The organism is Geodermatophilus sp. SYSU D00879, from assembly GCF_054050375.1.
This window is the reverse complement of sequence record NZ_JBJGZF010000003.1, coordinates 1-22985: the sequence shown is the minus strand read 5'-3', so window position 1 is coordinate 22985 and position 22985 is coordinate 1. Positions and strand designations below refer to the sequence as shown.

Here is a 22985-nt window from a genome sequence, read left to right as displayed (position 1 = left end):
CGCCGGCGGCGGGGGCGGTTAGAGTCGAGGGCGTGTGGACGCGGCTGCTGACCCCCCGGTGGGTGCTGCTGCACCTGCTGGTGGCCGCCCTGTTCGTGGCCACGTTCTTCCTCGGCTACTGGCAGCTGTCCAAGGCCGAGAACGGTGGCGGCGCGGTCAACTGGAGCTACGCCCTGCAGTGGCCGCTGTACGGGTTCATGGGCCTGTGGTTCTACGTCCGGATGGTCCGCGTCGAGCTCAACCGCCACCCCGACGAGGACGAGCCGACCACCGCCGTCGTGCTGTACCAGCGGCCGCGGGTGGACACCAGCGGGGACCCGGAACTGGCCGCCTACAACGCCTACCTCGCCGAGCTCAACGAGCGGGCGCTCGGCCAGCGGGGTCCCGGTGGCCGCTGAGCCGCAGCAGGTGACGCTGACCCCCCAGGTGGCCGGCGCGCTCACCCGCTACCGCGTCATGGCCTACGCCGTCGGCGTGATGCTCCTGGTGCTCGTCGCCGTCGCCATCCCGCTGCGCTACGCGGCCGGGGTGCCCGAGGTGTCCGCGGTCGTCTCGCCCGTCCACGGGCTGCTCTACATCGTCTACCTCCTGACGGCGTTCGACCTGGCCCTCAAGGCGCGGTTCACCGCCAAGGGCACCCTGCTGGTGCTGCTGGCCGGCGTCGTCCCCCTCGTGTCGTTCGTCGCGGAGCGCCGGGTGACCACCCGCGTCCGCGCCGGCCGTCCCCTCTGACCGTCCTCCTCACGCTCGGGAGAACTCCGCATGTGCGGCCTGCTGGCCTACCTGTCCACCGACGCGCCCCGGGTCGCCGAGCGGCACGTCGACGACGTCCGCGAGGCGCTGCACTGCCTGCACCACCGCGGCCCCGACGACACCGCGGTCTGGTCGGACGAGAACGTCGTCCTGGGCTTCAACCGGCTGTCGATCATCGACGTCGAGGGCAGCCCCCAACCCCTCCCCTACGCCGGTGACCGCTACCGGATCCTCTTCAACGGGGAGATCTACAACTACGTCGAGCTGCGCGAGGAGCTGCAGGCCGCCGGCGCGCAGCTGGCCACGCACGGCGACACGGAGACGATCGTCGCGGGCTACCACCTGTGGGGCCAGGACGTCGTCCGGCGGCTGCGCGGGATGTTCTCCTTCGTCATCTGGGACACCGAGACCCGCACCGCCTTCGGCGCCCGCGACCCGTTCGGCATCAAGCCGCTGTTCACCGCGCGCCTGGCCGACGGCGGGCTGGTCTTCAGCTCGGAGAAGAAGGCGCTGCTGCAGCTGCTCGGCGGGAGCGCTGCCGCGGGCGGGGTCGACCCGGCGTCGCTGCAGCACTACCTGACGCTGCAGTACGTGCCGGAGCCGGCGACGCTGCACCGCGGCATCCGCCGGATCGAGAGCGGCACGACCTTCACCGTCGTCGACGGCGAGCTGTCCACCGCGCGCTACTTCCACCCCGCCTGGACGCCGCAGCCGGTGCCCGCCGGCGGGGAGCAGGAGCTCTACGACCGCATCGCCGAGGTGCTCGACGAGTCGGTGGCCAAGCACATGCGGGCCGACGTCACCGTCGGGTCGTTCCTGTCCAGCGGCATCGACTCCACCGCGATCGCCGCGCTCGCGCACCGCTACAACCCGGACCTGCTGACGTTCACGGTCGGCTTCCAGCGGCAGGCGCAGTCGGAGATCGAGATCGCCGCCGAGTCGGCGTCGATCCTCGGCGTCAAGCACGTGCCGGTCGAGGTCACCGCCGAGCAGTTCGCCGCGGCGATCCCCGAGGTGGTCTGGTACCTCGACGACCCGGTCGCCGATCCCGCGCTCGTGCCGCTGTACTTCGTGGCCCGTGAGGCGCGCAAGCACGTCAAGGTCGTGCTGTCCGGCGAGGGCGCCGACGAGCTGTTCGGCGGCTACACCATCTACCGCGAGCCGATCAGCCTCGCGTGGGCGTCGAAGCTGCCGCCGGCCGCCCGCCGGGCGATGGCCCGGATCGCCGACGTGCTGCCCGAGGGCGTCCGCGGCCAGGACCTGCTGCGCCGGGCGTCGATCCCGCTGGAGCAGCGGTACTACGGCAACGCCCGCAACCTGCGCGACGACGAGCTGGCCGCGCTGCTGCCCGGCCGCGACCCCGACCTGTCGCACGTGGCGGTCACCGAGGACCTGTACCGGCGCACCCGCGAGGCCGGCTACGACGACGTGACGGCGATGCAGTACGTGGACCTGTTCACCTGGCTGCGCGGCGACATCCTGGTCAAGGCCGACAAGATGACCATGGCCAACTCGCTCGAGCTGCGGGTGCCGTTCCTCGACCCCGAGGTGTTCGCGATCGCGAGCTCGCTGCCGGTGGACCAGCGGGTGCCCCGCCGCGGCGACGCCACCAAGTACGCGCTACGCCAGGCCATGCGCCAGATCGTGCCGCCGCGGATCATGAACCGCCGCAAGCTCGGCTTCCCCGTGCCGACGGCGGACTTCCTCGCCGGCCCGCTGCACGAGTGGGCCCGCGAGATCGTCACCTCCAGCCAGACGCAGGAGTGGCTCGACCGCGACGTCGTCCTCGGCCTGCTCGACCGGCTGCGCGCCGAGGAGGTGCCGAGCAAGCGGATCGCCCGTCAGCTGTGGTCGGTGCTGGTCTTCATGGTGTGGCACGGGATCTTCGTCGAGGAGCGGATCGTCGTCGACGTCCCGGAGACGGTCTACCCCGTCAAGCTCTGACGCGGCCTGCCGACAACGCAGAGCGGCGCCCGTCCCCAGGTGGGGACGGGCGCCGTTCTGCGTTCAGGCGCGGGCGCTCAGTGGAACGAGTCGCCGCACGCGCAGGACCCCTGCGCGTTCGGGTTGTCGATCGTGAAGCCCTGCTTCTCGATGGTGTCGACGAAGTCGATCACCGCGCCACCCAGGTACGGGCCGCTCATCCGGTCCACGATGACCTCGACGCCACCGAACTCGTAGGTCTGGTCGCCGTCGAGGAACCGCTCGTCGAAGAAGAGCTGGTAGCGCAGGCCGGAGCAGCCACCGGGCTGGACGGCGATGCGCAGACGCAGGTCGTCGCGGCCCTCCTGGTCCAGCAGCGCCTTGACCTTCGAGGCGGCCGGCTCGCTGAGCAGCACGCCGGTGCTGCCGGGGGTCTCGGTGTCCTGCACCGTCATGTCTTGTCCTCCCACATCCGAGGGCGTCCGTTGCGGCAGTCCCTGCCGCGGGTCAACACCGCCGTGGCGGGCCCTCTTCCCACTGTACGGCGCGCACCGCGGGAGGCCAGTCCCTCGCGGGCACGCACGTAGACTCGCGGGCGTGAAGCTCCGCCTGCCCGGGCGCCGGGACCGCGCCGCCGAGACCGCCCCGGACACCGCCGCCGACCTGACCGAGCAGCAGCTGGTGAAGGCCGGCGGCAAGGGCCGCCCGACGCCCAAGCGCGCCGAGGCGCAGGGCCGCCGTCCCGGTCCGCCCCCGCCGCCGCCCACCACGCGCAAGGAGGCCTACGCCCGCATGCGCCAGCAGCAGGCGCAGCGGCGGGCCGACACCCGCGCGGGCATGGCGCGCGGCGACGACGCCTACCTCCCGGCGCGCGACCGCGGCCCGGTGCGCAAGCTCGTCCGCGACATGGTCGACGCGCGCCGCAACGCGGGCAGCTTCTTCCTGCCGGTCGCCGCGCTGGTGCTGGTCGGGTACTTCATCCCGAGCCCGGCGGTGCAGAACTACACGGTCTTCGTCTGGTTCCTGTTCTTCCTGGTGATCATCGTCGACTCGGTGTTCCTGGGCCGGCGCATCTCGAGGACGGTGCGGCAGCGCTTCCCCGACCAGCCGCACCGGATGAAGGGCCTGGTCTGGTACGGCGTCAGCCGCGCGACGATGATCCGCCGCTGGCGGTTCCCGAAGCCCGAGGTCGCGGTCGGCGCCGAGGTCTAGCCGGCACTAGCGTCGGGGCACGTGGAGTACCGACGCCTCGGCCGTTCCGGCCTGACCATCTCCGAGATCGCCTACGGCAACTGGCTCACCCACGGGGGCCAGGTCGAGGAGGACGCCGCGCAGGCCTGCGTGCGCGCCGCCCTCGACGCCGGCATCACGACCTTCGACACCGCCGACGTCTACGCGGGCACCCGCGCCGAGTCGGTGCTCGGCCGTGCCCTGGCCGGCCGGCGCCGCGAGGGCCTGGAGATCTTCACCAAGGTCTACTGGCCCACCGGCCCCGGCCCCAACGACCGCGGCCTGGGCCGCAAGCACGTCACCGAGAGCTGCGACGCCTCGCTGCGGCGGCTGCAGACCGACCACATCGACCTCTACCAGGCGCACCGGTACGACCCGACGGTGCCGCTCGAGGAGACGATGACCGCCTTCGCCGACCTGGTGCGGGCGGGCAAGGTCCTCTACGTCGGGGTCTCGGAGTGGCGGGCCGAGGAGATCGCCGCCGGCGCGGCGCTGGCCCGCGACCTCGGCATCCAGCTGATCAGCAACCAGCCGCAGTACTCGATGCTGTGGCGGGTCATCGAGGACGAGGTCGTCCCGACGTCGCAGCGCGAGGGCGTCTCGCAGATCGTCTGGTCGCCGCTGGCCCAGGGCGTCCTCACCGGCAAGTACCGGCCGGGCGAGCAGCCGCCGTCCGACAGCCGGGCCGGGCACGAGGAGGCGGGCCGGTCGATGCGCGGCTTCCTGCGCGACGACGTCCTCACCCGCGTGCAGGAGCTGCGGGCGGTCGCCGACGACCTCGGCCTGTCGATGGCCCAGCTCGCCGTCGCCTGGGTGCTGCAGAACGACAACGTGGCCGCGGCGATCATCGGCGCGACCCGCCCGGAGCAGGTGCACGACAACGTCAAAGCCGCGGGCGTGCGCCTGGAGGACGACGTGATGGCGCGCATCGACGAGGTGCTCGGCGACGTCGTGGAGCGCGATCCGGCCAAGACCGCCCGCGGCTGACCCCTGCCCCGGCCTGGACCTCCACCTGAGGTTCAGGCCGGGGCCAGCGCCATCGGCCCGTACGCCTTGGTGTCGCCGTCGAACAGGCTCACCGTGGCCACGCCCCGGGCCAGCAGGTCGCGCCAGTTCTCCCCCAGCCACGACTCGGCGTCGCCCTGGTTGTCCGCGGGCGGCACCTCGACGCCGACCGCGGCCGGGTCCAGGGTCGCGCCGGTCGGGTCCTCCAGCCGCCACGTCCAGCTCATGGCGCGAGGGTAGTGACCGCGCCGCCGGCCCGCGTCGTGTCCGCGGTGTGACCACCTGCGGGGTTACGCCGCCGATCTCCCCGGGCATGGGAGGTCATCGACCGCCCCGTTCCCCGGAGGACCGATGACCGTGCCCCCCGCGGGCGCCTCGCGCGCCGCACCCCCGCCGCCGTCGACCGACGAGGCCTCGACCGGCCAGCTGATCGGCCAGCTGACCGAGCAGGTCTCCCGCCTGGTCCGCGACGAGGCCCGGCTGGCCCAGGCCGAGATGACCCAGAAGGCCAAGCGCCTGGGCATCGGCGCCGGCCTGTTCGGCGGCGCCGGCCTGTTCGGCTTCCTGGGGCTGTGCGTGCTGGTCGCCACCGCCGTCCTGGCCCTGGACGTCGTCCTGCCCGCCTGGCTCGCCGCCCTGATCGTGGCGGTGGTGCTGTTCGCCGTCGCCGGGATCCTGGCGCTGGTCGGCAAGAAGGACGTGCAGAAGGGCACGCCGCCGGTGCCCACCGAGGCGATCGCCAGCACCAAGGCCGACATCGCGACGGTGAAGGAGAGTGCGCGCCGATGAGCACCCCGACCGGCGGCTCCCGCCCCGAGGACGCCGCGGCGAACGGGGCGACCGACCCCGAGGCCATCAAGGCGGAGATCGAGGCGACCCGCGAGCAGCTCGGCCGCACCGTCGACGAGCTCAGCCACCGCCTCGACGTCCCCGCCCGGGCCAAGGAGGGCGCGGCCCGGGCCAAGGACACCGCCGTCGAGACCTACCGCGAGAGCCCGCCTGCCGTCATCGGCGCCGGCGCTGCGCTCGCCGGCCTGGTCGGGCTGGTCGTCTGGCGGCGGCGCCGCAAGCGCCGCCGGGCCGGGGCCGCCGCCACCGGGTCGGCGGCCGCCGTGGCGCAGGCCCGCGCCGAGGCCCACCGGGCCCGCAAGGAGGCCGCCCGCGAGGCGGCCCGGGCCCGCCGGGCGGTGGCGAGGAACGCGCGGAGGACGAAGCAGCTGACCCGGAAGGCCGCGAGGAAGGTGCGCAGGTGAGCAGCAAGGGCGCAAAGCTCGTCTACCGCCCGGTCGGCCTGGTCGGGGGCATCCTCGCCGGCGTCGTCTCCGGGGCGGTCTTCAAGCAGGTGTGGAAGCGCATCTCCGGGGAGGACGACGCCCCCGACGCGCTGCAGAGCGAGTACCGCATGCGCGAGGTGGTCCTCGCCGCGGCGATCCAGGGCGCGATCTTCGCCGCCACCAAGGCGGCGATCGACCGGGCCGGGGCGCGCGGCTTCACCAAGCTCACCGGCAGCTGGCCGGGCGACTGACGCCGGGACGACGGCGACCGACGGGAGGGGGGCCTGGCATGTCCGGGACGAGGCAGCGCGACAGCGCGGTCGACCGGATCCGCGAGCGGGTCGAGGAGAAGGCCGCCCGGCGGGCGGCCGCGCGGGAGGCGGCCGAGCGGGCCGCCCGCGGCGAGGAGGCGGCCGAGCGGGCCGCCCGGGGCGAGGAGGCGGCCGAGCCGGGCCGGGTGCCACCCGGCGGCCCGACCCCGGCCGAGCTGCCCGGGATGCACGCGGACAAGCCCACCGAGATCCCGGCCCGGGGCTGGAAGCAGATCGTCAAGCGGGCGTGGGCGGAGAACAACGCCGACAACATGCCGATCATCGCCGGCGGCGTCGCGTTCTTCGCCTTCCTCGCGATCTTCCCGGCGCTGATCGCGACGATCTCCATCTACGGCCTCGTGGCCTCCCCGGAGACCGTCGCCCGGCAGGTCGAGAGCCTCTCGGCGCAGCTCCCCGACGAGGCGGCCGCCCTGATCGGCGACCAGCTCACCGCGATCACGCAGAACAGCGGCGGCGCGCTGTCGGTGTCGCTGGTGATCTCGGTGCTGGCGGCGCTGTGGTCGGCGTCCGGCGGCACGGGCAACGTGATCACCGCGGTGAACATCGCCTACGACGAGGTGGAGACCCGCGGGTTCGTCAAGCGCAAGGCGATGGCGCTCGGGCTCACGCTCGGCGCCATCGTGTTCGTGCTGGTCACCTTCACGCTGGTCGCCGTCGTCCCGGCGGTGCTCGACGCGCTGCCGCTGGGCGTCGTCGGGACCGTCCTGGCGCAGGTGGTGCGCTGGGTGCTGCTGCTCGGGGTGTTCGCCGGCTCGCTGGCGGTGCTCTACCGGGTGGCGCCCGACCGCGACGCGCCGCAGCTCAAGTGGGTCAGCCTCGGCGCGATCGTGGTCACGGTCATCTGGGCGCTGGTCAGCCTGGGCTTCAGCTTCTACGTCAACAACTTCGGCTCGTACGACAAGACCTACGGCGCCATCGCCGGCGTCATCGTGCTGATGCTGTGGCTGTACCTCACCTGCTACCTGGTCCTGCTGGGCGCGGAGATCAACTCCGAGGCCGAGCACCAGACGGCCGAGGACACCACCGAGGGCCCGCCGGTCCCCATGGGCCAGCGCAACGCCACGATGGCCGACGAGCTGCCCGACCCGCCGGAGCCGACGAGGGAGTCCAAGCAGAAGGCCTGAGGGCCTCCCCCAGCGGGCGCCCTCCTCAGCGCACGTGCGAGGGCACGAACGGCGGCCGGACGGCGACGACGGGCTGCGGGCGGCCGCGGACGTCGACGGCGAGGGGCGTGTCCGGCGCGACGCCGGCCGCGGCGTCGAGCAGGGCCAGCGCGATCCCGGTGCGCAGCGTCGGGGAGAACGTGCCGCTGGTGACCTCGCCGACGCGGCGGCCGGCCTCGTCGAGGACGTCCATGCCGGGACGCGGGATGCCGCGGCCGGTGGCGCGCAGGCCCCACAACAGCCGGGTCGGGCCGTCCTCGCGCTCGGCCAGCAGTGCCTGCCGGCCCCAGAAGGCCGGCTTCTTCCACCCCACCGCCCAGCCGCTGCGCGCCTGGTTGGGGGTGATCTGCCGGGACAGCTCGTGGCCGTGCAGCGGGTAGCCCATCTCGGTGCGCAGGGTGTCCCGCGCGCCGAGCCCGCACGCGCGGATGCCCTCGGCGGCGCCGGCCTCGAGCAGCCGGTCCCACAGCGCGCCGGCCCGCTCGGCGGTGACGAGCAGCTCGTAGCCGTGCTCGCCGGTGTAGCCGGTGCGGCAGACGGTGACCTCCTGTCCCTCCCCGCCCGCGAAGGCCATGTAGTCCAGCTCCGCGGCCAGCCCGGCAGCCTCCAGGACGGCGGCCGAGCGCGGCCCCTGCACGGCGAGGACGGCGACCTCCTCGTGCCGGTCGGTCACCGTGACGCCGGCCGGCGCGGCGGCGGCGATCCGCGCGAGGACCTCCTGGGCGTTGGCGGCGTTGGGCACGAGGAGCACGTCGTCGGGTGAGTGCAGGTAGACGATGAGGTCGTCGACCACGCCGCCGGCGTCGGCCTCGCCGTCGGGGACGCAGCACAGCGTGTACTGCGCCTGCCCGGGCCCGATCCGCCCGAGGTCGTTGGTCAGGCAGGCGTCCACCAGGGCCGCGGCACCGGGCCCGCGCACGGTGCCGGTGCCCAGGTGCGAGACGTCGAACAGGCCCACCGCCTCGCGCACGGCGGCGTGCTCCGCGAGCACCCCGCCGCCGGCGTACTCGATCGGCATCGACCAGCCGCCGAAGTCGGCCAGCTTGGCGCCGGCCGCCACGTGGCGGTCGTGGAGGGGCGAGGTCCGCGCGGTCACCCCCGCACGCTATCCGGCGACGTGCCGGAACCGGCCCCCGTGCAGGGGCCCGCGCCGAGCCTGCGAGGCGTGGGGGGCACGGGGGTCCTTCTAGGATCGAGCGGTGCCGCCCACGATCACCGCCACCGACCGCCCGCTCGAGAAGACCCCCGCCGACGCCGTCGTCGTCGGCATCGGGAAGGGCTCCTCCGGCCCGCTGCCCACACCGGGCGCGGAGGCCGTGGACCGCCTGCTCGGCGGCCGGCTGCTGCCCGCCCTGGCCGACCTCGGGGCCCGCGGCACCCAGGACGAGGTCACCCGGGTGGCCAGCCTCGGGCAGGGTCCCTTCCCCGTCGTCACCGCCGTCGGACTCGGCGTCCCCGAGGCCACCGGCGGCTACTCCCCCGAGGCGATCCGCCGCGCCGCCGGCGCCGCCAGCCGCGCGCTGACCGGCCGCGGTTCGGTCGTCACCCTGCTGGCCGCCGTCGGCGGGACCCCGGACGCCGAGCGGCTGCACGCCGTCGGCGAGGGCGCACTGCTGGGCGCGTACGAGTTCACCGCCTACAAGTCCGACCTGCCCGCCGACCGGCCCACGCCGCCGCGCGAGTTCACCGTCGTCGTCCCTGACGCCGGCGCGGCGAAGGCCCCGCTGGCGCGGGTCCGCGCCGTGGCCGACGCGGTCGCGCTGGTGCGCGACCTGGTCAACACCCCGCCCAACGACCTCTACCCCGCCGAGCTCGCCGCCCGCGGCGCCGCCGCGGGCAAGGCCGCCGGCCTGAAGGTCGAGGTGCTCGACGAGGACGACCTCGCCGCCGGCGGCTACGGCGGCATCCTGGCCGTCGGGAAGGGGTCGGCGCGCGGCCCGCGGCTGCTGCGGCTGACCTACACGGGCAAGAAGGCGGAGAAGAAGGTCGCCCTGGTCGGCAAGGGCATCACCTTCGACAGCGGCGGCCTGTCGATCAAGCCCGCCGCGAAGATGGACGAGATGAAGAGCGACATGGCCGGCGCCGCGGCCGTGATCGCCACCGTCTGCCTGGTCGCCCAGCTCGGCCTGCCGGTCGAGGTCACCGCCACCGTCCCGATGGCGGAGAACCTGCCCAGCGGCACCGCCTACCGCCCCGCGGACGTGGTCACCTTCCGCAACGGCAAGAAGGCGGAGATCACCAACACCGACGCCGAGGGCCGGGTGATCCTGGCCGACGCGATCGCCCGCGCGGCCGAGGACTCCCCCGACGTCCTCCTCGAGACCTCGACGCTGACCGGCGCGCAGCTGGTCGCCCTCGGCGCGCGCACCGCGGGCGTCATGGGCAGCGACGACATGCGCGACGCCGTCGTCGCGGCCAGCCGGCGCAGCGGCGAGCCGATGTGGCCGATGCCGATGCCGGAGGAGCTGCGGCGCGGCATCGACTCGCCGGTCGCCGACTTCGTCAACGCCAACGCCGACCGGATGGGCGGCATGCTCGTCGGGGCGCACTTCCTCGCCGAGTTCGTCCCGGCCGGGCTGCCCTGGGCGCACGTCGACATCGCGGGGCCCAGCTTCAACACCGGCGCACCCTGGGGCTACACGCCCAAGGGCGGCACCGGGATGCCCGTCCGCACCCTGCTGGCCACCATCGAGGACCTGCTGACCCGCTGACCTCGCGTGCGGCCGGGGACCCCGGCCGCACGCGGCACGCACCGCCCTCGACCTGCCCTGTCACCCGGAGTGGCAGGATGGTCGAGGACCATCCCCCACCCGTTCGGGTGGGGCAGGCCGAGAGCATCGAGGAGCACGTCGTGAGCGCACCCACCACCCCCGCCGACCTGGTCATCCTCGGTGGTGGCTCGGGTGGCTACGCCGCCGCGCTGCGGGCCGCGGAGCTGGGGATGTCGGTCGTCCTGATCGAGAAGGACAAGGTCGGCGGCACCTGCCTGCACCGCGGGTGCATCCCCACCAAGGCCCTGCTGCACGCCGGTGAGGTCGCCGACCTGGCCCGCGAGGGCGAGCAGTTCGGGGTGAAGACCTCGCTGGCCGGCATCGACATGGACGGCGTCAACTCCTACAAGGACGGCGTCATCTCCCGGCTGTACAAGGGCCTGCAGGGCCTGATCAAGAGCCGCAAGATCACCTACGTCGAGGGCGAGGGCCGGCTGGTCTCCCCCACCGCGGTCGCGGTGAACGGGCAGACCTACGAGGGCCGCCACGTGCTGCTGGCCACCGGCTCCTACTCGCGCTCCATCCCCGGCGTCGAGCTCGACGGCGTCCGTGTCATGGACAGCGAGCAGGCGCTCACGCTCGACCGCGTCCCGACCTCGGCGATCATCCTGGGCGGCGGCGTCATCGGCTGCGAGTTCGCCAGCGCCTGGAAGTCCTTCGGCGTCGACGTCACGATCATCGAGGGCCTCAAGCACCTGGTGCCGCTGGAGGATGAGAACTCCTCCAAGCTCCTCGAGCGTGCCTTCCGCCGCCGGAAGATCAACTTCGAGCTCGGGAACATGGTGTCCTCGGTGCAGTCCACCGAGAACGGCGTCAAGGTCACCCTGCAGAACGGCAAGGAGTTCGAGGCGGAGATCGTGCTGGTCGCCATCGGCCGCGGCCCGGTCAGCCAGGGCCTCGGCTACGAGGAGGCCGGCGTCGCGATGGACCGCGGCTACGTGCTGGTCGACGAGTACTGCCAGACCAACGTCCCGACCATCTCCGCCGTCGGTGACCTCATCCCGACCCTGCAGCTGGCCCACGTCGGGTTCGGCGAGGGCATCCTCGTCGCCGAGCGGCTCGCCGGCCTCCCGGTCGTGCCGATCGACTACGCCGGCGTCCCGCGGGTCACCTACTCCGACCCCGAGGTCGCCTCGGTCGGCCTGACCGAGACCCAGGCCCGCGACAAGTACGGCGACGTCGAGACCCTCGTCTACGACCTGGGCGGCAACGGCCGCAGCCAGATCCTCAAGACCCAGGGCGCGGTCAAGCTGATCCGTCAGAAGGACGGACCGGTCGTCGGCGTGCACATGGTCGGCAGCCGGGTCGGCGAGCTCGTCGCCGAGGCGCAGCTGATCTTCAACTGGGAGGCCCTGCCCGACGAGGTCGCCTCCCTGATCCACCCGCACCCCACGCAGAGCGAGGCGATCGGCGAGGCCCACCTGGCCCTGGCCGGCAAGCCGCTGCACGCCCACAGCTGAGCCGGCCGGCTCCGCTCTCCGTCTCCCCCACCCGCGCCACCACGAAGGAGCCCCGCCCCGATGCCGACCTCCGTCACCATGCCCGCCCTGGGCGAGAGCGTCACCGAGGGCACGGTCACCCGCTGGCTGAAGCAGGAGGGTGAGCAGGTCGAGGTCGACGAGCCGCTGCTCGAGGTCTCGACCGACAAGGTCGACACCGAGATCCCCTCCCCCGCGGCGGGTGTCCTCACCAAGATCCTCGTGTCCGAGGACGAGACCGTCGAGGTCGGCGCCGAGCTGGCCGTGATCGGCGGCGACGGTGACGGCGCGGGTGCCGGCGGTCCGGCCTCCGCCGAGGACGCCACCACCCCGCAGACCCCGGTCGAGCAGGTGGAGGACGCCGGCCCCGGCGCCGCCGACGAGCCGCAGCCCGCTCCCGCCGCCGAGGCCCCGGCCCCCGCCGACCAGGGCGGTGGTCAGGGCGGTGGCGAGGGGACGCCGGTGACCATGCCGGCGCTCGGCGAGAGCGTCACCGAGGGCACCGTCACCCGCTGGCTCAAGGCGGTCGGCGACGAGGTCACCGCGGACGAGCCGCTGCTCGAGGTCTCGACCGACAAGGTCGACACCGAGATCCCCGCCCCCGTGTCGGGGACGCTCCTGTCGATCACCGTCAACGAGGACGAGACCGTCGAGGTCGGCGCCCAGCTGGCCGTGATCGGGTCCGGTGCCGCCGGTGGTGGTGCCCCCGCTCCCGCAGCGCCGGCCCCCGCCCCGCAGGAGGCCCCCGCCCCGCAGGAGGCCCCCGCCTCGCAGGAGGCCCCGGCTCCCGCCCCTGCCCCGGCTCCGGCGCCGCGGCAGGAGCAGCAGCCCGCGCCCCAGCCGCCGGCCGCGCCGCCGTCGGTCCCTGCCGGGGCCGACTACGGGTCCGGCGAGGCCGAGACCGTCCGCGCACAGCAGAGCAGCCAGCCGTCGCAACCCGCGCGGGCGGAGGCCCCGGCGCCCGCGGCTCCGGCCGACGGTGGCGGCACCTACGTGACGCCGCTGGTGCGCCGTCTGGCCGCCGAGCACGGCGTCGACCTGGCCGGCGTCACCGGCACCGGCGTGGGCGGCCGCATCCGCAAGCAGGACGTCCTGGCCGCCGCGGAGGCCGCCTCCGCCCCGGCCACGGCTCCGGCCGCCGCCCCGGCTCCGGCCGCCGCCGGCCGGGCCACCACGCCGTCGCCGGCGGCCCAGCCGGACACCTCGCTGCGCGGCCGCACCGAGAAGATGTCCCGCCTGCGCGGGGTCATCGCCCGGCGGATGGTCGAGTCGCTGGCGGTCAGCGCCCAGCTGACCACCGTCGTCGAGGTCGACATCACCCGGATCGCCAAGCTGCGCGACCGGGCCAAGCGGGACTTCGAGGCCCGCGAGGGCGTCAAGCTGTCGTTCCTGCCGTTCTTCGCCAAGGCGGCGGTCGAGGCGCTCAAGGCCCACCCGGCCGTGAACTCCTCGGTCGACATGGAGGCCGGCACGGTCACCTACCACGACCAGGAGAACCTGGGCGTCGCCGTGGACACCGAGCGCGGCCTGCTCGTGCCGGTCATCCACGGCGCCGGTGACCTGAGCATCGGCGGGCTGGCCCGCAAGATCGCCGACCTGGCCGAGCGCACCCGCCTGAACAAGGTGACCCCGGACGAGCTGGGCGGCGGCACGTTCACGCTGACCAACACCGGCAGCCGCGGCGCCCTGTTCGACACACCGATCATCAACCAGCCGCAGGTGGCGATCCTGGGCACCGGCACCGTGGTCAAGCGCCCCGTCGTGGTGCAGGACCCGGACCTCGGCGAAGTCATCGCGGTGCGCTCGATGGTCTACCTGGCCCTCACCTACGACCACCGGATCGTCGACGGCGCCGACGCCGCGCGGTTCCTCGGCACGGTGAAGGAGCGGCTGGAGGCCGGACAGTTCCAGGGCGAGCTCGGCCTGAGCTGACGTCCCCCGCTCGGGCCCCGGCGCACGCGCCGGGGCCCGACGTCGTACCGGGCAGGGGGGACGAGGAGGGTCATGAAGATCGCCGTCACGGGGGCCTCCGGCCTCATCGGGTCGACGCTGGTGCCGGCGCTGCGCGCCGACGGGCACGAGGTCATCCGGCTGGTCCGCCGCACCCCCCGCACCGCCGACGAGCACCGCTGGGACCCCCAGCACCGGCGGATCGACCCGGCGCTGCTGCGTGACGTCGACGCGGTGGTCAACCTCGCCGGCACGCCGATCCGGCCACGCCCGTTCACCGAGGCCTACCGGCGGGACCTGCTGACCAGCCGGGTGGACAGCACCACCACGATCGCCGAGGCGCTCGCCGCCGCGGCCGCCGAGGACCCCTCGCGCCGGCGGGTGCTGCTGTCGGCCTCCGCGGTCGGCTACTACGGCGACACCGGGGACCGGGTGGTCGAGGAGGACGCCCCGCCCGGGGACGACTTCCTCGCCCGCGTCTGCGTGCAGTGGGAGGCCGCCACCGCCCCCGCGGCCGCGGCGGGCGTCCGGGTGGTCACGCTGCGGACCGGCCTGGTCGTCGGCCGCGGCGCCATGCTCGTGCGCATCCTCGGCACGGTCTTCCGGCTCGGCCTCGGCGGCCGGGTGGGGTCGGGCCAGCAGTACTGGCCGTGGGTGAGCCTGGACGACGAGGTGGGCGCCATCCGCTTCCTGCTGACCGCCGACGAGGTGTCCGGGCCGGTCAACGTCACCGGTCCCGACCCCGTGCGCAACGACGAGTTCGTCCGGGAGCTGGGCCGGGCCGTCCACCGGCCGACGGTCCTGCCGGTGCCCGGCTTCGCCATCCGCTCGGCTCTCGGCGAGTTCGGGCGCTCCAGCGTCCTCGCCGGGCAGCGGGCCGTGCCCGCCCGGCTGCTCGCGGCCGGCTACCCGTTCCGGCACCGCGACCTGCCCGCCGCCCTCAGCAAGGCGCTCGGCCGCGACTGACGCCGCCGCCGGCCTCACGCCAGCCGCCCCGCGGTCCCGATCCGCCAGCCACCGGCCCCGGGGACCAGCAGCATCGTCACCGGGGCCTCCCCGCGGCCGGCCTCCGTGCGCAGCACCGGGCCGTCCGGAGCCGTGGCCGCCACGACCGCGTACTCCGGCCAGCTGTCGACCAGCCGCACCTGCACGGACCCGTCCCCGGAGGTCGCGGGCTCGACCGTCACGTCGGAAACCGACGGGGCGAAGCCGCGCAGCACCTCACCGGCGGTGGTGAGCGTGCTCAGGTACGCGCGGTCGGCGGCCAGCAGCGGGCTGTCGGGTGTGTAGACCTCGTCCAGCAGCGCCGGCGAGCCGGTGGTGAACGCCCGCGCGCGACGGTCGTAGAGGTCGGTGAGGACGGCGGTCCAGTCGACCTGCTCCGTCGACGGTGGCGGGGCGGGGGCCGGGGCGGAGGACGGCGTAGGGGCGGAGGACGGGACCGGAGCCGTGGACGGTGCCGGGACGGCGGGGTCCGGAGTGGCCGCGGCCGCCGGCGCCGCCGGTCCGCCGGGCCCGGAGCGGGTCAGCGCCAGCCCGAGCGCCACCGCGCCCAGCACCAGGGCGGCGACCGCGATGCCGGCGGCCGCCCGCCGCACGAGCGGTCCTCCCGGCCACCCGGACCGGCCCGACGGAGCGCGGACCCCGGCGGGCGCGGGCCGGCGCCGGCCGGGCACCTGGTGGGTCAGCTCGGTGCGCGGGCCGCGGCCGGTCCGGGCCAGCTCGGCGTCGGGGATCCCCGGTGCCGGCAGCCGCACCGGCTCCGGGCGGCAGGCGTGCCGCAGGTCGAGCGCGAAGGCCGCCGCCGTCCCCCGCGCGTACGGATCGGCCGACAGGCCGCGGCCGACCACCTCGAGCAGCGCGGGCGGCGTGCCCGGGGCCAGCTCGGCGAGGTCGGGCAGCTCGCCCGCGGCGGCGACGGCGAGGGTGTCGGCGGGCGTCGCGGCGTTCCACGGCGGGACGCCGGTCAGCGCGTGGAAGGCGGCCGCGGCGACACCGAAGACGTCCGAGGCCGGGCCGGGCGCGCTCCCGCGGGCGACGGCGGGGTCGACGTAGGCCGGCGTCACCTCACCAGCGGCGTCCTCGCCCAGCACCCGCGCCACGCCGAGGTCGGTGAGCACCGGCCGCCCCTCGGCGGTGAACACGACGTTGCCCGGGGACAGGTCGCCGTGCACGACGCCCTGCTCGTGCGCGCAGGCCAGCGCCGCGGCGACCGGCGCCAGCGCGGTGACCACCTCGCCGGGGCGCAGCCGGCCGCGCCGGGCCAGCAGCGCCGCCAGGCTGCCGCCCTCGAGCAGGTCGAGGACGAGCGCCACCCGGGCCGGGCCGCCGCGGCGGGGCTGGTGCACCACCTCGTGCAGCCGCACCAGGTGCGGGTGGTCGAGCGCACCCAGCAGCGCCGCCTCCCGCGCCTGCCGCCCGGCGTCGCCGGCCACGAGCAGCTTCACCGCCACCGGCGCGCCGCCGTCGCGGGGCCTCGCGCGCCAGACTTCGCCCGCCCCGCCCTGGCCGAGCAGCCGGTCGAGCCGGTAGCCGGGCACGACGGGCGGCACCGGGGCGGCGTCGGGGCCGGCACTGGGCGAGGAGGTGGCGGGCACGGCGGGGACCGTAGGCCGCGCCGCCCCCGTCCCGCATCCGCCGTCCACAGGCCCGGGCGGCGTCCACAGGCGCCGTCCCGGACGGGTGCCCGGCGCCGACTGCACCTAGGTTCGGGCCATGTCGCTGCCCGCCCGTGCCGAGGTCGTCGTCGTGGGCGCCGGGCTGGCCGGCCTGTCGGCGGCCACCCGCCTGGCCGCCGCCGGGGTCGACGTGCACGTCCTGGAGGCCTCCGCCTCCGCGGGCGGCCGGCTGGCCACCGAGCGGGTCGACGGCTTCGTCGTCGACCGCGGCTTCCAGGTGTTCAACACCGGCTACCCGCGCGCCGCCGACCTCGACCTGCCCGCCCTCGACCTCGGCTTCTTCACCCCCGGCGCGATCGTCCGCGTCGGGGGCCGTGCACACCGGGTCGCCGACCCCCGCCGCCGGCCGTCGGCGGCGGCGGACACGCTGAGAGCACCGGTGGGGTCCCTGCCGCACAAGGCGGCGATCGCCGCGTTCTCCGCGCGCGCCGGGTACTGGCCGGTCCCGCGCCTGGTGACGGCCCCGGAGACCTCCGCGGCCGAGCACCTCCGGCGGGCCGGGGTCGGCGCCACGGCCCTGGAGCGGTTCTTCGGGCCGTTCTTCGCCGGCGTGCTGCTCGAGGACCGGCTGGAGACCTCCAGCCGCTACCTGGACCTGCTGTGGCGCAGCTTCGTCCGCGGCGGCACCGGCCTGCCGGCGCGGGGCATCCAGGCGATCGCCGAGCAGCTTGCCGCCCGGGTCGGTGAGGGGCGCGTCCACCACGGGGTCCGGGTCACCGCGGTCTCGGGCAGCTCGGTCGACAGCGACGCCGGCCCGGTGCGCGCCGACGCCGTCGTGGTGGCCACCGACCCCGACACCGCGGCCGTGCTCGTGCCGGCGGTCGAGGCCGCGGCGCCCCGCCAGGTGACGACCCACTACCACGTGCTGCCGGCCTCGCCGTGGCCCGAGCCGCTCATCGTCCTGGGGACGCCGGGCGGCCGGCTGGTCAACAGCGCGGTGCTCACCGACGCCCAGCCGGCCTACTCCCCCGACGGCCGCGCCCTGGTGGCCAGCAGCTCGCTCGTACCCACGCCGGAGGCCGAGGTCCGCGAGGAGGTGGCCCAGCTGCACGACGTCGCCACGGCGGACCTGCAGCACCTGACCACGGTCACCGTGACCGGGGCGCAGCCCGCGGCGTTGCCCCCGCTGCGGCTGCGCCGCCCGGTCGACCTCGGCGGTGGCCTGTACGTCTGCGGCGACCACCGGGACACCCCGTCCATCCAGGGCGCCATGGCCAGCGGCCGCCGCACCGCCGGCGCGGTCCTGCGCCGGCTGCGGCCCGCGACCGCCTCGACAGCCGCGGCCGGAGCCGCCTGATGCCCGCCACCGCCCCGACGATCCTGGCCACGAGCATCGGCTTCGACTCCCGCGGCCGAGGGCCCTACGACTGGGCGCCGGGCCCGGTGTTCGACCTGGCCGTCGAGCTCGCCGGGGCGCCCGCGCAGCCACGCCTGTGCTACCTGGGCACCGCCACCGGCGACGACCCCGCGCGCCTGGCCGGCGTGTACGGCGCCTTCGCCGGCAGCGCGGTCCGGCTCAGCCACCTGAGCCTGTTCCCGATGCCCACCGTCCCCGACGTGCGGGCGCACCTGCTGGCGCAGGACGTCGTCTGGGTCGGGGGCGGCAGCGTGGCCAACCTGCTGGCGGTGTGGCGGGTGCACGGGCTCGACGAGGTGCTGGCCGAGTGCTGGCGGGCCGGGGTGGTGCTCGGCGGGGTGTCGGCGGGGTCGCTGTGCTGGCACGTCGGCGGCACCACCGACTCCTACGGTCCCGACCTGCGGCCGGTGACGAACGGGCTGGGCCTGCTCCCCACCTCCAACGGCGTCCACCACGACTCCGAGGAGCAGCGGCGGCCGCTGTACCAGCGGCTGGTCGCCGACGGGACGCTGCCCGCCGGGCACGCCACCGACGACGGCGTGGGCCTCGTCTACCGCGGCACCGCGCTGGTCGAGGCGGTGGCCGACCGGCCGGGCAAGGCCGCCTACCGGGTGGAGCGCGGCCCGGACGGCACCGCCGTCGAGACCCGCCTCGAGCCCCGGCGGCTGCGGTGAGCGCGGGCCTAGGCTGGGAGCTGTGACCGAGTTGCGCGTCGTCCGGGCCGGCACCGTCCCCTACGAGGAGGCCTGGGCGCGCCAGCGCGAGATCCACGCCGCGCGGATCGCCGGGGAGGCGCCGGACACGCTGCTGCTGCTGGAGCACCCGTCGGTCTACACCGCGGGCCGGCGCACCGAGCCGCACGAGCGCCCGCTCGACGGCACGCCGGTGGTCGACGTCGACCGCGGCGGCAAGATCACCTGGCACGGGCCGGGCCAGCTGGTCGGCTACCCGATCGTCGCGCTGCCCGACCCGGTCGACGTCGTGGCGCACGTGCGCCGCCTCGAGGACGCGCTCATGGAGGTGTGCGCCTCGGTCGGCGTCGAGACGATGCGCGTCGACGGGCGCAGCGGCGTCTGGGTGGCCGCCGATGCCCCCGGGCCCGGCAGCCGGTTCCGGCCCGAGCGCAAGATCGCCGCGATCGGCGTGCGCGTCGCGCGCGGGGTGACCATGCACGGGTTCGCGCTCAACTGCGACCCCGACCTCGGCGCGTTCGGCGCGATCGTCCCGTGCGGCATCGCCGACGCCGGGGTCACCTCGCTCAGCGCCGAGCTGGGCCGCGACGTCCCGGTGGCCGAGGTGGTCGACACGGTGGAGGCGGCGATGCGGCGGGTGCTCACCCTCGCCCCGGCCGCCTGATGGCCGGCCTGCCGCACAGCACCTACGTCAGCCTGACCACGTTCCGCCGCACCGGGGAGCCGGTGCCCACGCCGGTGTGGGCCGCCCCCGACGGCGACGGCCTCGTCGTCTGGACCCGTGCGGACTCCGGCAAGGTCAAGCGGCTGCGGCACACCGCCCGGGTCACCGTGGCCCCGTGCGACGTCCGCGGCCGGGTGACGGGGCCGGTCGTCGAGGCCACCGCCGAGCTGCTGGAGCCGCACGAGTGGCGGCAGGCGCGGGCCGCGCTCGCCCGCCGCTACGGCTGGCAGTGGCGGGTCTCCTACGCCAGCTCGAAGCTCTGGCAGCGGCTCACCCGCCCGGGCACCGAGCGGCACGCCATGATCCGCGTCCGCCCCGCCTGAACCGGGGGTCCAGGCGGGGCCCGGCGGCCTCAGGCGGCGGCCTCAGGCGACCACCTCAGGCGACCACCTCAGGCGACGACCTCAGGTGACGACGAAGTTGACCAGCCGGCCCGGGACGGCGATCACGCGCCGCACCGTCCGGCCGTCCAGCTGCGCGGCGACCTTCTCGTCGGCCCGCGCCGCCTCCTCCAGCGCCGCGGCGTCGGCGTCGGCCGGCACGGTCACCTGCGCCCGCACCTTGCCGTTGACCTGGACGGCGACCTGCACGGTGTCCTCGACCAGCCACCGCTCGTCGGCCACCGGGAACGGCGCCCAGGCGATCGAGTCGGCGTGCCCGAGCCGCGCCCACAGCTCCTCGGCCAGGTGCGGGGCCAACGGGGCCACCAGCAGCACCAGCGGCTCGGCCACCGCCCGCGGCACCGGGGAGTCGGCGCCGTAGGCCGCGGTCAGCGCGTTGGTCAGCTCGGCGATCCGGGCGATGGCGACGTTGAACCGCAGCGTCGCCATGCCGTCGCGCACGCCGGCGATCGCCTTGTGCAGCGCCCGCAGCACGTCCTCGGAGGGAGCGGCGTCGTCGGTGGCCCGGACCGCGCCGGTCTCCTCGTCGACGACGACCCGCCAGATCCGCTGCAGCAGTCGCTGCGAGCCGACGACGGCCTTGGTGTCCCAGGGGCGCGACTGCTCCAGCGGCCCGGTCGACATCTCGTAGACCCGGAACGTGTCGGCCCCGTACGCGCCGATCATCTCGTCGGGCGTGACCATATTCTTCAGGGACTTGCCGATCTTCCCGTACTCGCGGTTGACCGGCTGGCCCTCATAGAAGAACTTGCCGTCCTCCTCCACCACGTCGGCGGCGGGCACGTAGAAGCCGCGCTCGTCGGTGTAGGCGTAGGCGGAGATGTAGCCCTGGTTGACCAGCCGCCGGAACGGCTCCTCGCTGGACACGTAGCCCAGGTCGTGCAGCACCTTGTGCCAGAAGCGGGCGTAGAGCAGGTGCAGGACCGCGTGCTCCATGCCGCCGACGTAGAGGTCCACGCCGCCGACGTCGCCCGGCGACTGCGGGCCCAGCCAGTACCGCTCCAGCTCCGGGTCGACCATCTGGGTGTCGTCGCCCGGGTCCAGGTAGCGCAGGTAGTACCAGCACGAGCCGGCCCAGTTGGGCATCGTGTTGGTCTCGCGCCGGTAGGGCTTCGGCCCGTCGCCCAGGTCCAGCTCGACGGTCGTCCACTCGGTGACCCGCGACAGCGGCGGCTCGGGCTGGGAGTCGGCGTCGTCGTCGGCGAAGGTCTTCGGCGAGTAGTCGTCGACGTCGGGCAGCAGCACCGGCAGCAGCGACTCGGGCACGGCGCGCGGCAGTCCGTCGGCGTCGTACACGATCGGGAACGGCTCGCCCCAGTAGCGCTGCCGGCTGAACAGCCAGTCGCGCAGCTTGTAGGTGGTCGTCGCCTCGCCGTGCCCGGCCGCCACCAGCCAGTCGGTCATCCGGGCGATGGCGGCGGCCTTGTCGGTCAGCCCGTCCAGCGAGACCTGCTCGTTCGACGAGTTGATCATGGGGCCGCTGCCGGTGTACGCGCCGCCGTCGAAGTCGGCGGGCGGCTGCACCGTGCGCACGATCGGCAGGCCGAAGGCCTGCGCGAACTCCCAGTCGCGGGTGTCCTCGCCCGGCACGGCCATGATCGCGCCGGTGCCGTAGCCGGTCAGCACGTAGTCGGCGATGAAGACCGGCAGCTCCGCCCCGGTGACCGGGTTGACGGCGGTGGCGCCCAGCCACACGCCGGTCTTCTCCCTGCTCTCGTTCTGCCGGTCCAGCTCCGAGCGCCGCGAGGCCTGTCGCTGGTACTCGCGCACCGCCTCGGCCGGGGTCGCCGCGCCGCCGGTCCACCGCGGGTCGGTGCCGTCGGGCCACGCGTCGGCGGTCAGCGTCTCCACCAGCGGGTGCTCGGGCGCCAGCACCATGTAGGTGGCGCCGAACAGCGTGTCCGGGCGGGTGGTGAAGACCTCGATGGTCTCGTTCCCGCAGCTGAAGCCGATCCGGGCACCGGTGGAGCGGCCGATCCAGTTGCGCTGCATCTGCTTGACCGAGTCCGACCAGTCCAGCCGGTCCAGGTCGGCCAGCAGCCGCTCGGCGTAGGCGGTGATCCGCATCATCCACTGGGTCAGCGGACGCCGGAACACGGGGAAGTTGCCGCGCTCGGAGCGGCCGTCGGGGGTGACCTCCTCGTTGGAGAGCACCGTGCCCAGGCCCGGGCACCAGTTGACCGGCGCCTCGTGCAGGTAGGCCAGCCGGTGGGCGTCGACGACCTTCCGCTTGTCGACGTCGGACAGCTCGGCCCACGGCCGCCCCGAGGGGTTGGTGCCCGGCGCGGGCTCGCGGGTGCCGGCGTCCAGCTCGGCGACCAGCTCCTCCACCGGTCGGGCCTTCCCGGCCTCCTCGTCGAACCAGGCGCCGAAGATCTTCAGGAAGATCCACTGGGTCCACCGGTAGTAGCCCGGGTCGATCGTGGCGAAGGTGCGGCGCTCGTCGTGGTCGACGCCCAGCCGGCGCAGCTGCGCCCGGATCGCCGCGATGTTGGCCTCGGTGGTGATCCGCGGGTGCTGCCCGGTCTGCACGGCGTACTGCTCGGCGGGCAGGCCGAAGGCGTCGTAGCCCATCGGGTGCAGCACGTTGTCGCCGTCCATGCGGCGGAACCGGCTGGTGACGTCGGTGCCCAGGTAGCCCAGGGGGTGCCCGACGTGCAGGCCCGCACCCGAGGGGTACGGGAACATGTCCATGATGAAGGTCTTGGGCCGGCCCGCGACCCGCTCGAAGCCCTCGGACAGGCGGCCCACCGGGTTGGGCGTGTGGAACGTCCCCTCCCGCTCCCACCGGTCCTGCCACTCCAGCTCGATCCGCTGGGCGAGGGCCGGGGTGTAGCGGTGCGGGGGGACGCCCTCCTCGGCCGGCTCGGTCGTGGGCTGGCTGGCCGTCTGGCTCATCGCGGTGCTCCCGGTGTCATCCGTCGGCGGACATGAAAAGACCCCTCGCACAGGAGGGGTCGCCGTGCTGACTGAGCGCTCAGGTCAGCACGGCCGGAGAAGCAGGCGTCCGCCGGTCACGCCCCCGAGTCTACCGCCCGGGGACTCACCCGGAGGGGTCGGTCGGGCGCTCCGGACTGCACCCGGACGGCGGACGGACCGTTGTCGTCCTCGTGCGGCGCGCTCAGGTGTCCCTCCGGCGTGGGGGGGGGGGGGGGGGGGGGGGGGGGGGGGGGGGGGGGGGGGGGGGGGGGGGGGCGCGGGGGGGGGGCCGAGGGGGGCCCCCCGCCCCGCGCCCGCGGCGCGGGCCCGGGCCC

General features: G+C 75.1%; 22 protein-coding genes. 17 read left to right on the top strand and 5 right to left on the bottom strand.

What is annotated here, in order from left to right; all coding sequences use genetic code 11:
• The first annotated feature begins 32 nt into the window (after nucleotides 1-32).
• The 3 genes from ACI79B_RS05760 to asnB are packed head-to-tail and all read left to right on the top strand — an operon-like array spanning nucleotide 33 to nucleotide 2697.
• Entirely contained in the window at nucleotides 33-398 is a 366-nt protein-coding gene (locus tag ACI79B_RS05760; protein WP_456926569.1) for a metalloprotease, read from the top strand.
• Nucleotides 388-732 (top strand): DUF3817 domain-containing protein, encoded by a 345-nt coding sequence (locus ACI79B_RS05755; protein WP_456926568.1) that lies wholly within the window; start codon nucleotides 388-390, stop codon nucleotides 730-732. The genes ACI79B_RS05760 and ACI79B_RS05755 overlap by 11 nt, the downstream gene beginning before the upstream one ends.
• Before the next feature lie 30 nt (nucleotides 733-762).
• On the top strand, nucleotides 763-2697 hold the full coding sequence (gene asnB, locus ACI79B_RS05750; protein WP_456926567.1) for an asparagine synthase (glutamine-hydrolyzing): 1935 nt from the start codon (nucleotides 763-765) through the stop codon (nucleotides 2695-2697).
• Nucleotides 2698-2774: 77 nt separating this feature from the next.
• Here the strand turns inward: asnB and ACI79B_RS05745 are convergent, their stop codons facing one another.
• A complete protein-coding gene (locus ACI79B_RS05745; RefSeq protein ID WP_091367274.1) occupies nucleotides 2775-3131 on the bottom strand; it encodes a HesB/IscA family protein in 357 nt (118 codons plus the stop codon).
• Between the two features lie 142 nt (nucleotides 3132-3273).
• Here ACI79B_RS05745 and ACI79B_RS05740 point away from each other — a divergent pair, with 142 nt between their 5' ends.
• Together ACI79B_RS05740 and ACI79B_RS05735 are read left to right on the top strand one after the other, a co-directional pair.
• On the top strand, nucleotides 3274-3888 hold the full coding sequence (locus ACI79B_RS05740) for a DUF3043 domain-containing protein (RefSeq protein WP_456926566.1): 615 nt from the start codon (nucleotides 3274-3276) through the stop codon (nucleotides 3886-3888).
• Nucleotides 3889-3909: 21 nt separating this feature from the next.
• Nucleotides 3910-4893 carry an aldo/keto reductase family protein gene (locus ACI79B_RS05735; protein ID WP_456926565.1) on the top strand — a complete coding sequence of 328 codons (984 nt, stop codon included), beginning with the start codon at nucleotides 3910-3912 and terminating at the stop codon, nucleotides 4891-4893.
• A 32-nt stretch (nucleotides 4894-4925) separates the two neighbouring features.
• Here ACI79B_RS05735 and ACI79B_RS05730 read toward each other — a convergent pair whose 3' ends face one another.
• Entirely contained in the window at nucleotides 4926-5138 is a 213-nt protein-coding gene (locus ACI79B_RS05730) for a hypothetical protein (protein WP_456926564.1), read from the bottom strand.
• A gap of 124 nt (nucleotides 5139-5262) precedes the next feature.
• Between ACI79B_RS05730 and ACI79B_RS05725 the strand changes: the two genes are divergently transcribed.
• From ACI79B_RS05725 to ACI79B_RS05710, 4 genes are read left to right on the top strand one after another with little or no spacing between them, the layout of a single operon-like run.
• Entirely contained in the window at nucleotides 5263-5700 is a 438-nt protein-coding gene (locus tag ACI79B_RS05725) for a phage holin family protein (protein WP_456926563.1), read from the top strand.
• Nucleotides 5697-6164 carry a DUF3618 domain-containing protein gene (locus ACI79B_RS05720; protein WP_456926561.1) on the top strand — a complete coding sequence of 156 codons (468 nt, stop codon included), beginning with the start codon at nucleotides 5697-5699 and terminating at the stop codon, nucleotides 6162-6164. The genes ACI79B_RS05725 and ACI79B_RS05720 overlap by 4 nt, the downstream gene beginning before the upstream one ends.
• Complete coding sequence (locus tag ACI79B_RS05715; protein WP_387989205.1) at nucleotides 6161-6436, top strand: DUF4235 domain-containing protein; 276 nt, start codon at nucleotides 6161-6163, stop codon at nucleotides 6434-6436. Before ACI79B_RS05720 ends, ACI79B_RS05715 begins: the two co-directional genes overlap by 4 nt.
• 38 nt (nucleotides 6437-6474) lie before the next feature.
• Entirely contained in the window at nucleotides 6475-7641 is a 1167-nt protein-coding gene (locus ACI79B_RS05710; RefSeq protein ID WP_456926559.1) for a YihY/virulence factor BrkB family protein, read from the top strand.
• A 25-nt stretch (nucleotides 7642-7666) separates the two neighbouring features.
• On the opposite strand, the gene gcvT is transcribed toward ACI79B_RS05710, so the two are convergent.
• On the bottom strand, nucleotides 7667-8776 hold the full coding sequence (gene gcvT / locus ACI79B_RS05705) for a glycine cleavage system aminomethyltransferase GcvT (RefSeq protein WP_456926558.1): 1110 nt from the start codon (nucleotides 8774-8776) through the stop codon (nucleotides 7667-7669).
• A gap of 103 nt (nucleotides 8777-8879) precedes the next feature.
• Between gcvT and ACI79B_RS05700 the strand changes: the two genes are divergently transcribed.
• From ACI79B_RS05700 to ACI79B_RS05685, 4 genes are all read left to right on the top strand, one after another.
• The gene (locus tag ACI79B_RS05700) at nucleotides 8880-10391 is read left to right on the top strand and encodes a leucyl aminopeptidase (protein ID WP_456926557.1); all 1512 of its coding nucleotides are present in this window, start codon (nucleotides 8880-8882) and stop codon (nucleotides 10389-10391) included.
• Nucleotides 10392-10531: 140 nt separating this feature from the next.
• Nucleotides 10532-11911, top strand: a complete 1380-nt coding sequence (lpdA, locus tag ACI79B_RS05695; RefSeq protein WP_456926556.1) for a dihydrolipoyl dehydrogenase — start codon at nucleotides 10532-10534, stop codon at nucleotides 11909-11911.
• A 60-nt stretch (nucleotides 11912-11971) separates the two neighbouring features.
• Entirely contained in the window at nucleotides 11972-13861 is a 1890-nt protein-coding gene (sucB, locus tag ACI79B_RS05690) for a 2-oxoglutarate dehydrogenase, E2 component, dihydrolipoamide succinyltransferase (protein ID WP_456926554.1), read from the top strand.
• 72 nt (nucleotides 13862-13933) lie between these two features.
• Complete coding sequence (locus tag ACI79B_RS05685; RefSeq protein ID WP_456926553.1) at nucleotides 13934-14845, top strand: TIGR01777 family oxidoreductase; 912 nt, start codon at nucleotides 13934-13936, stop codon at nucleotides 14843-14845.
• 14 nt (nucleotides 14846-14859) lie between these two features.
• On the opposite strand, the gene ACI79B_RS05680 is transcribed toward ACI79B_RS05685, so the two are convergent.
• A complete protein-coding gene (locus ACI79B_RS05680) occupies nucleotides 14860-16476 on the bottom strand; it encodes a serine/threonine-protein kinase (RefSeq protein ID WP_456926551.1) in 1617 nt (538 codons plus the stop codon).
• 118 nt (nucleotides 16477-16594) lie between these two features.
• Between ACI79B_RS05680 and ACI79B_RS05675 the strand changes: the two genes are divergently transcribed.
• Genes ACI79B_RS05675 through ACI79B_RS05660 form a run of 4 tightly spaced genes read left to right on the top strand, consistent with a single transcriptional unit; the run spans nucleotide 16595 to nucleotide 19653 of the window.
• Entirely contained in the window at nucleotides 16595-17854 is a 1260-nt protein-coding gene (locus tag ACI79B_RS05675) for an NAD(P)/FAD-dependent oxidoreductase (RefSeq protein WP_456926549.1), read from the top strand.
• The gene (locus ACI79B_RS05670) at nucleotides 17854-18588 is read left to right on the top strand and encodes a Type 1 glutamine amidotransferase-like domain-containing protein (protein WP_456926547.1); all 735 of its coding nucleotides are present in this window, start codon (nucleotides 17854-17856) and stop codon (nucleotides 18586-18588) included. Before ACI79B_RS05675 ends, ACI79B_RS05670 begins: the two co-directional genes overlap by 1 nt.
• A 22-nt stretch (nucleotides 18589-18610) precedes the next feature.
• Nucleotides 18611-19270 carry a lipoyl(octanoyl) transferase LipB gene (gene lipB / locus ACI79B_RS05665; RefSeq protein WP_456926546.1) on the top strand — a complete coding sequence of 220 codons (660 nt, stop codon included), beginning with the start codon at nucleotides 18611-18613 and terminating at the stop codon, nucleotides 19268-19270.
• Complete coding sequence (locus ACI79B_RS05660; protein ID WP_456926545.1) at nucleotides 19270-19653, top strand: PPOX class F420-dependent oxidoreductase; 384 nt, start codon at nucleotides 19270-19272, stop codon at nucleotides 19651-19653. The genes lipB and ACI79B_RS05660 overlap by 1 nt, the downstream gene beginning before the upstream one ends.
• 81 nt (nucleotides 19654-19734) lie before the next feature.
• Here the strand turns inward: ACI79B_RS05660 and leuS are convergent, their stop codons facing one another.
• Nucleotides 19735-22629 (bottom strand): leucine--tRNA ligase, encoded by a 2895-nt coding sequence (leuS, locus tag ACI79B_RS05655; RefSeq protein WP_456926544.1) that lies wholly within the window; start codon nucleotides 22627-22629, stop codon nucleotides 19735-19737.
• Nucleotides 22630-22985 lie beyond the last annotated feature (356 nt).

Excerpts from the sequence above, each read along its gene's own strand:
- asnB (WP_456926567.1), top strand. The coding sequence starts at position 763 with ATGTGCGGCCTGCTGGCCTACCTGTCCACCGACGCGCCCCGGGTCGCC.
- ACI79B_RS05745 (WP_091367274.1), bottom strand. The coding sequence starts at position 3,131 with ATGACGGTGCAGGACACCGAGACCCCCGGCAGCACCGGCGTGCTGCTC.
- ACI79B_RS05730 (WP_456926564.1), bottom strand. The coding sequence starts at position 5,138 with ATGAGCTGGACGTGGCGGCTGGAGGACCCGACCGGCGCGACCCTGGAC.
- ACI79B_RS05725 (WP_456926563.1), top strand. The coding sequence starts at position 5,263 with ATGACCGTGCCCCCCGCGGGCGCCTCGCGCGCCGCACCCCCGCCGCCG.
- ACI79B_RS05720 (WP_456926561.1), top strand. The coding sequence starts at position 5,697 with ATGAGCACCCCGACCGGCGGCTCCCGCCCCGAGGACGCCGCGGCGAAC.
- ACI79B_RS05710 (WP_456926559.1), top strand. The coding sequence starts at position 6,475 with ATGTCCGGGACGAGGCAGCGCGACAGCGCGGTCGACCGGATCCGCGAG.
- sucB (WP_456926554.1), top strand. The coding sequence starts at position 11,972 with ATGCCGACCTCCGTCACCATGCCCGCCCTGGGCGAGAGCGTCACCGAG.
- ACI79B_RS05685 (WP_456926553.1), top strand. The coding sequence starts at position 13,934 with ATGAAGATCGCCGTCACGGGGGCCTCCGGCCTCATCGGGTCGACGCTG.
- ACI79B_RS05675 (WP_456926549.1), top strand. The coding sequence starts at position 16,595 with ATGTCGCTGCCCGCCCGTGCCGAGGTCGTCGTCGTGGGCGCCGGGCTG.
- ACI79B_RS05670 (WP_456926547.1), top strand. The coding sequence starts at position 17,854 with ATGCCCGCCACCGCCCCGACGATCCTGGCCACGAGCATCGGCTTCGAC.
- ACI79B_RS05660 (WP_456926545.1), top strand. The coding sequence starts at position 19,270 with ATGGCCGGCCTGCCGCACAGCACCTACGTCAGCCTGACCACGTTCCGC.
- leuS (WP_456926544.1), bottom strand. The coding sequence starts at position 22,629 with ATGAGCCAGACGGCCAGCCAGCCCACGACCGAGCCGGCCGAGGAGGGC.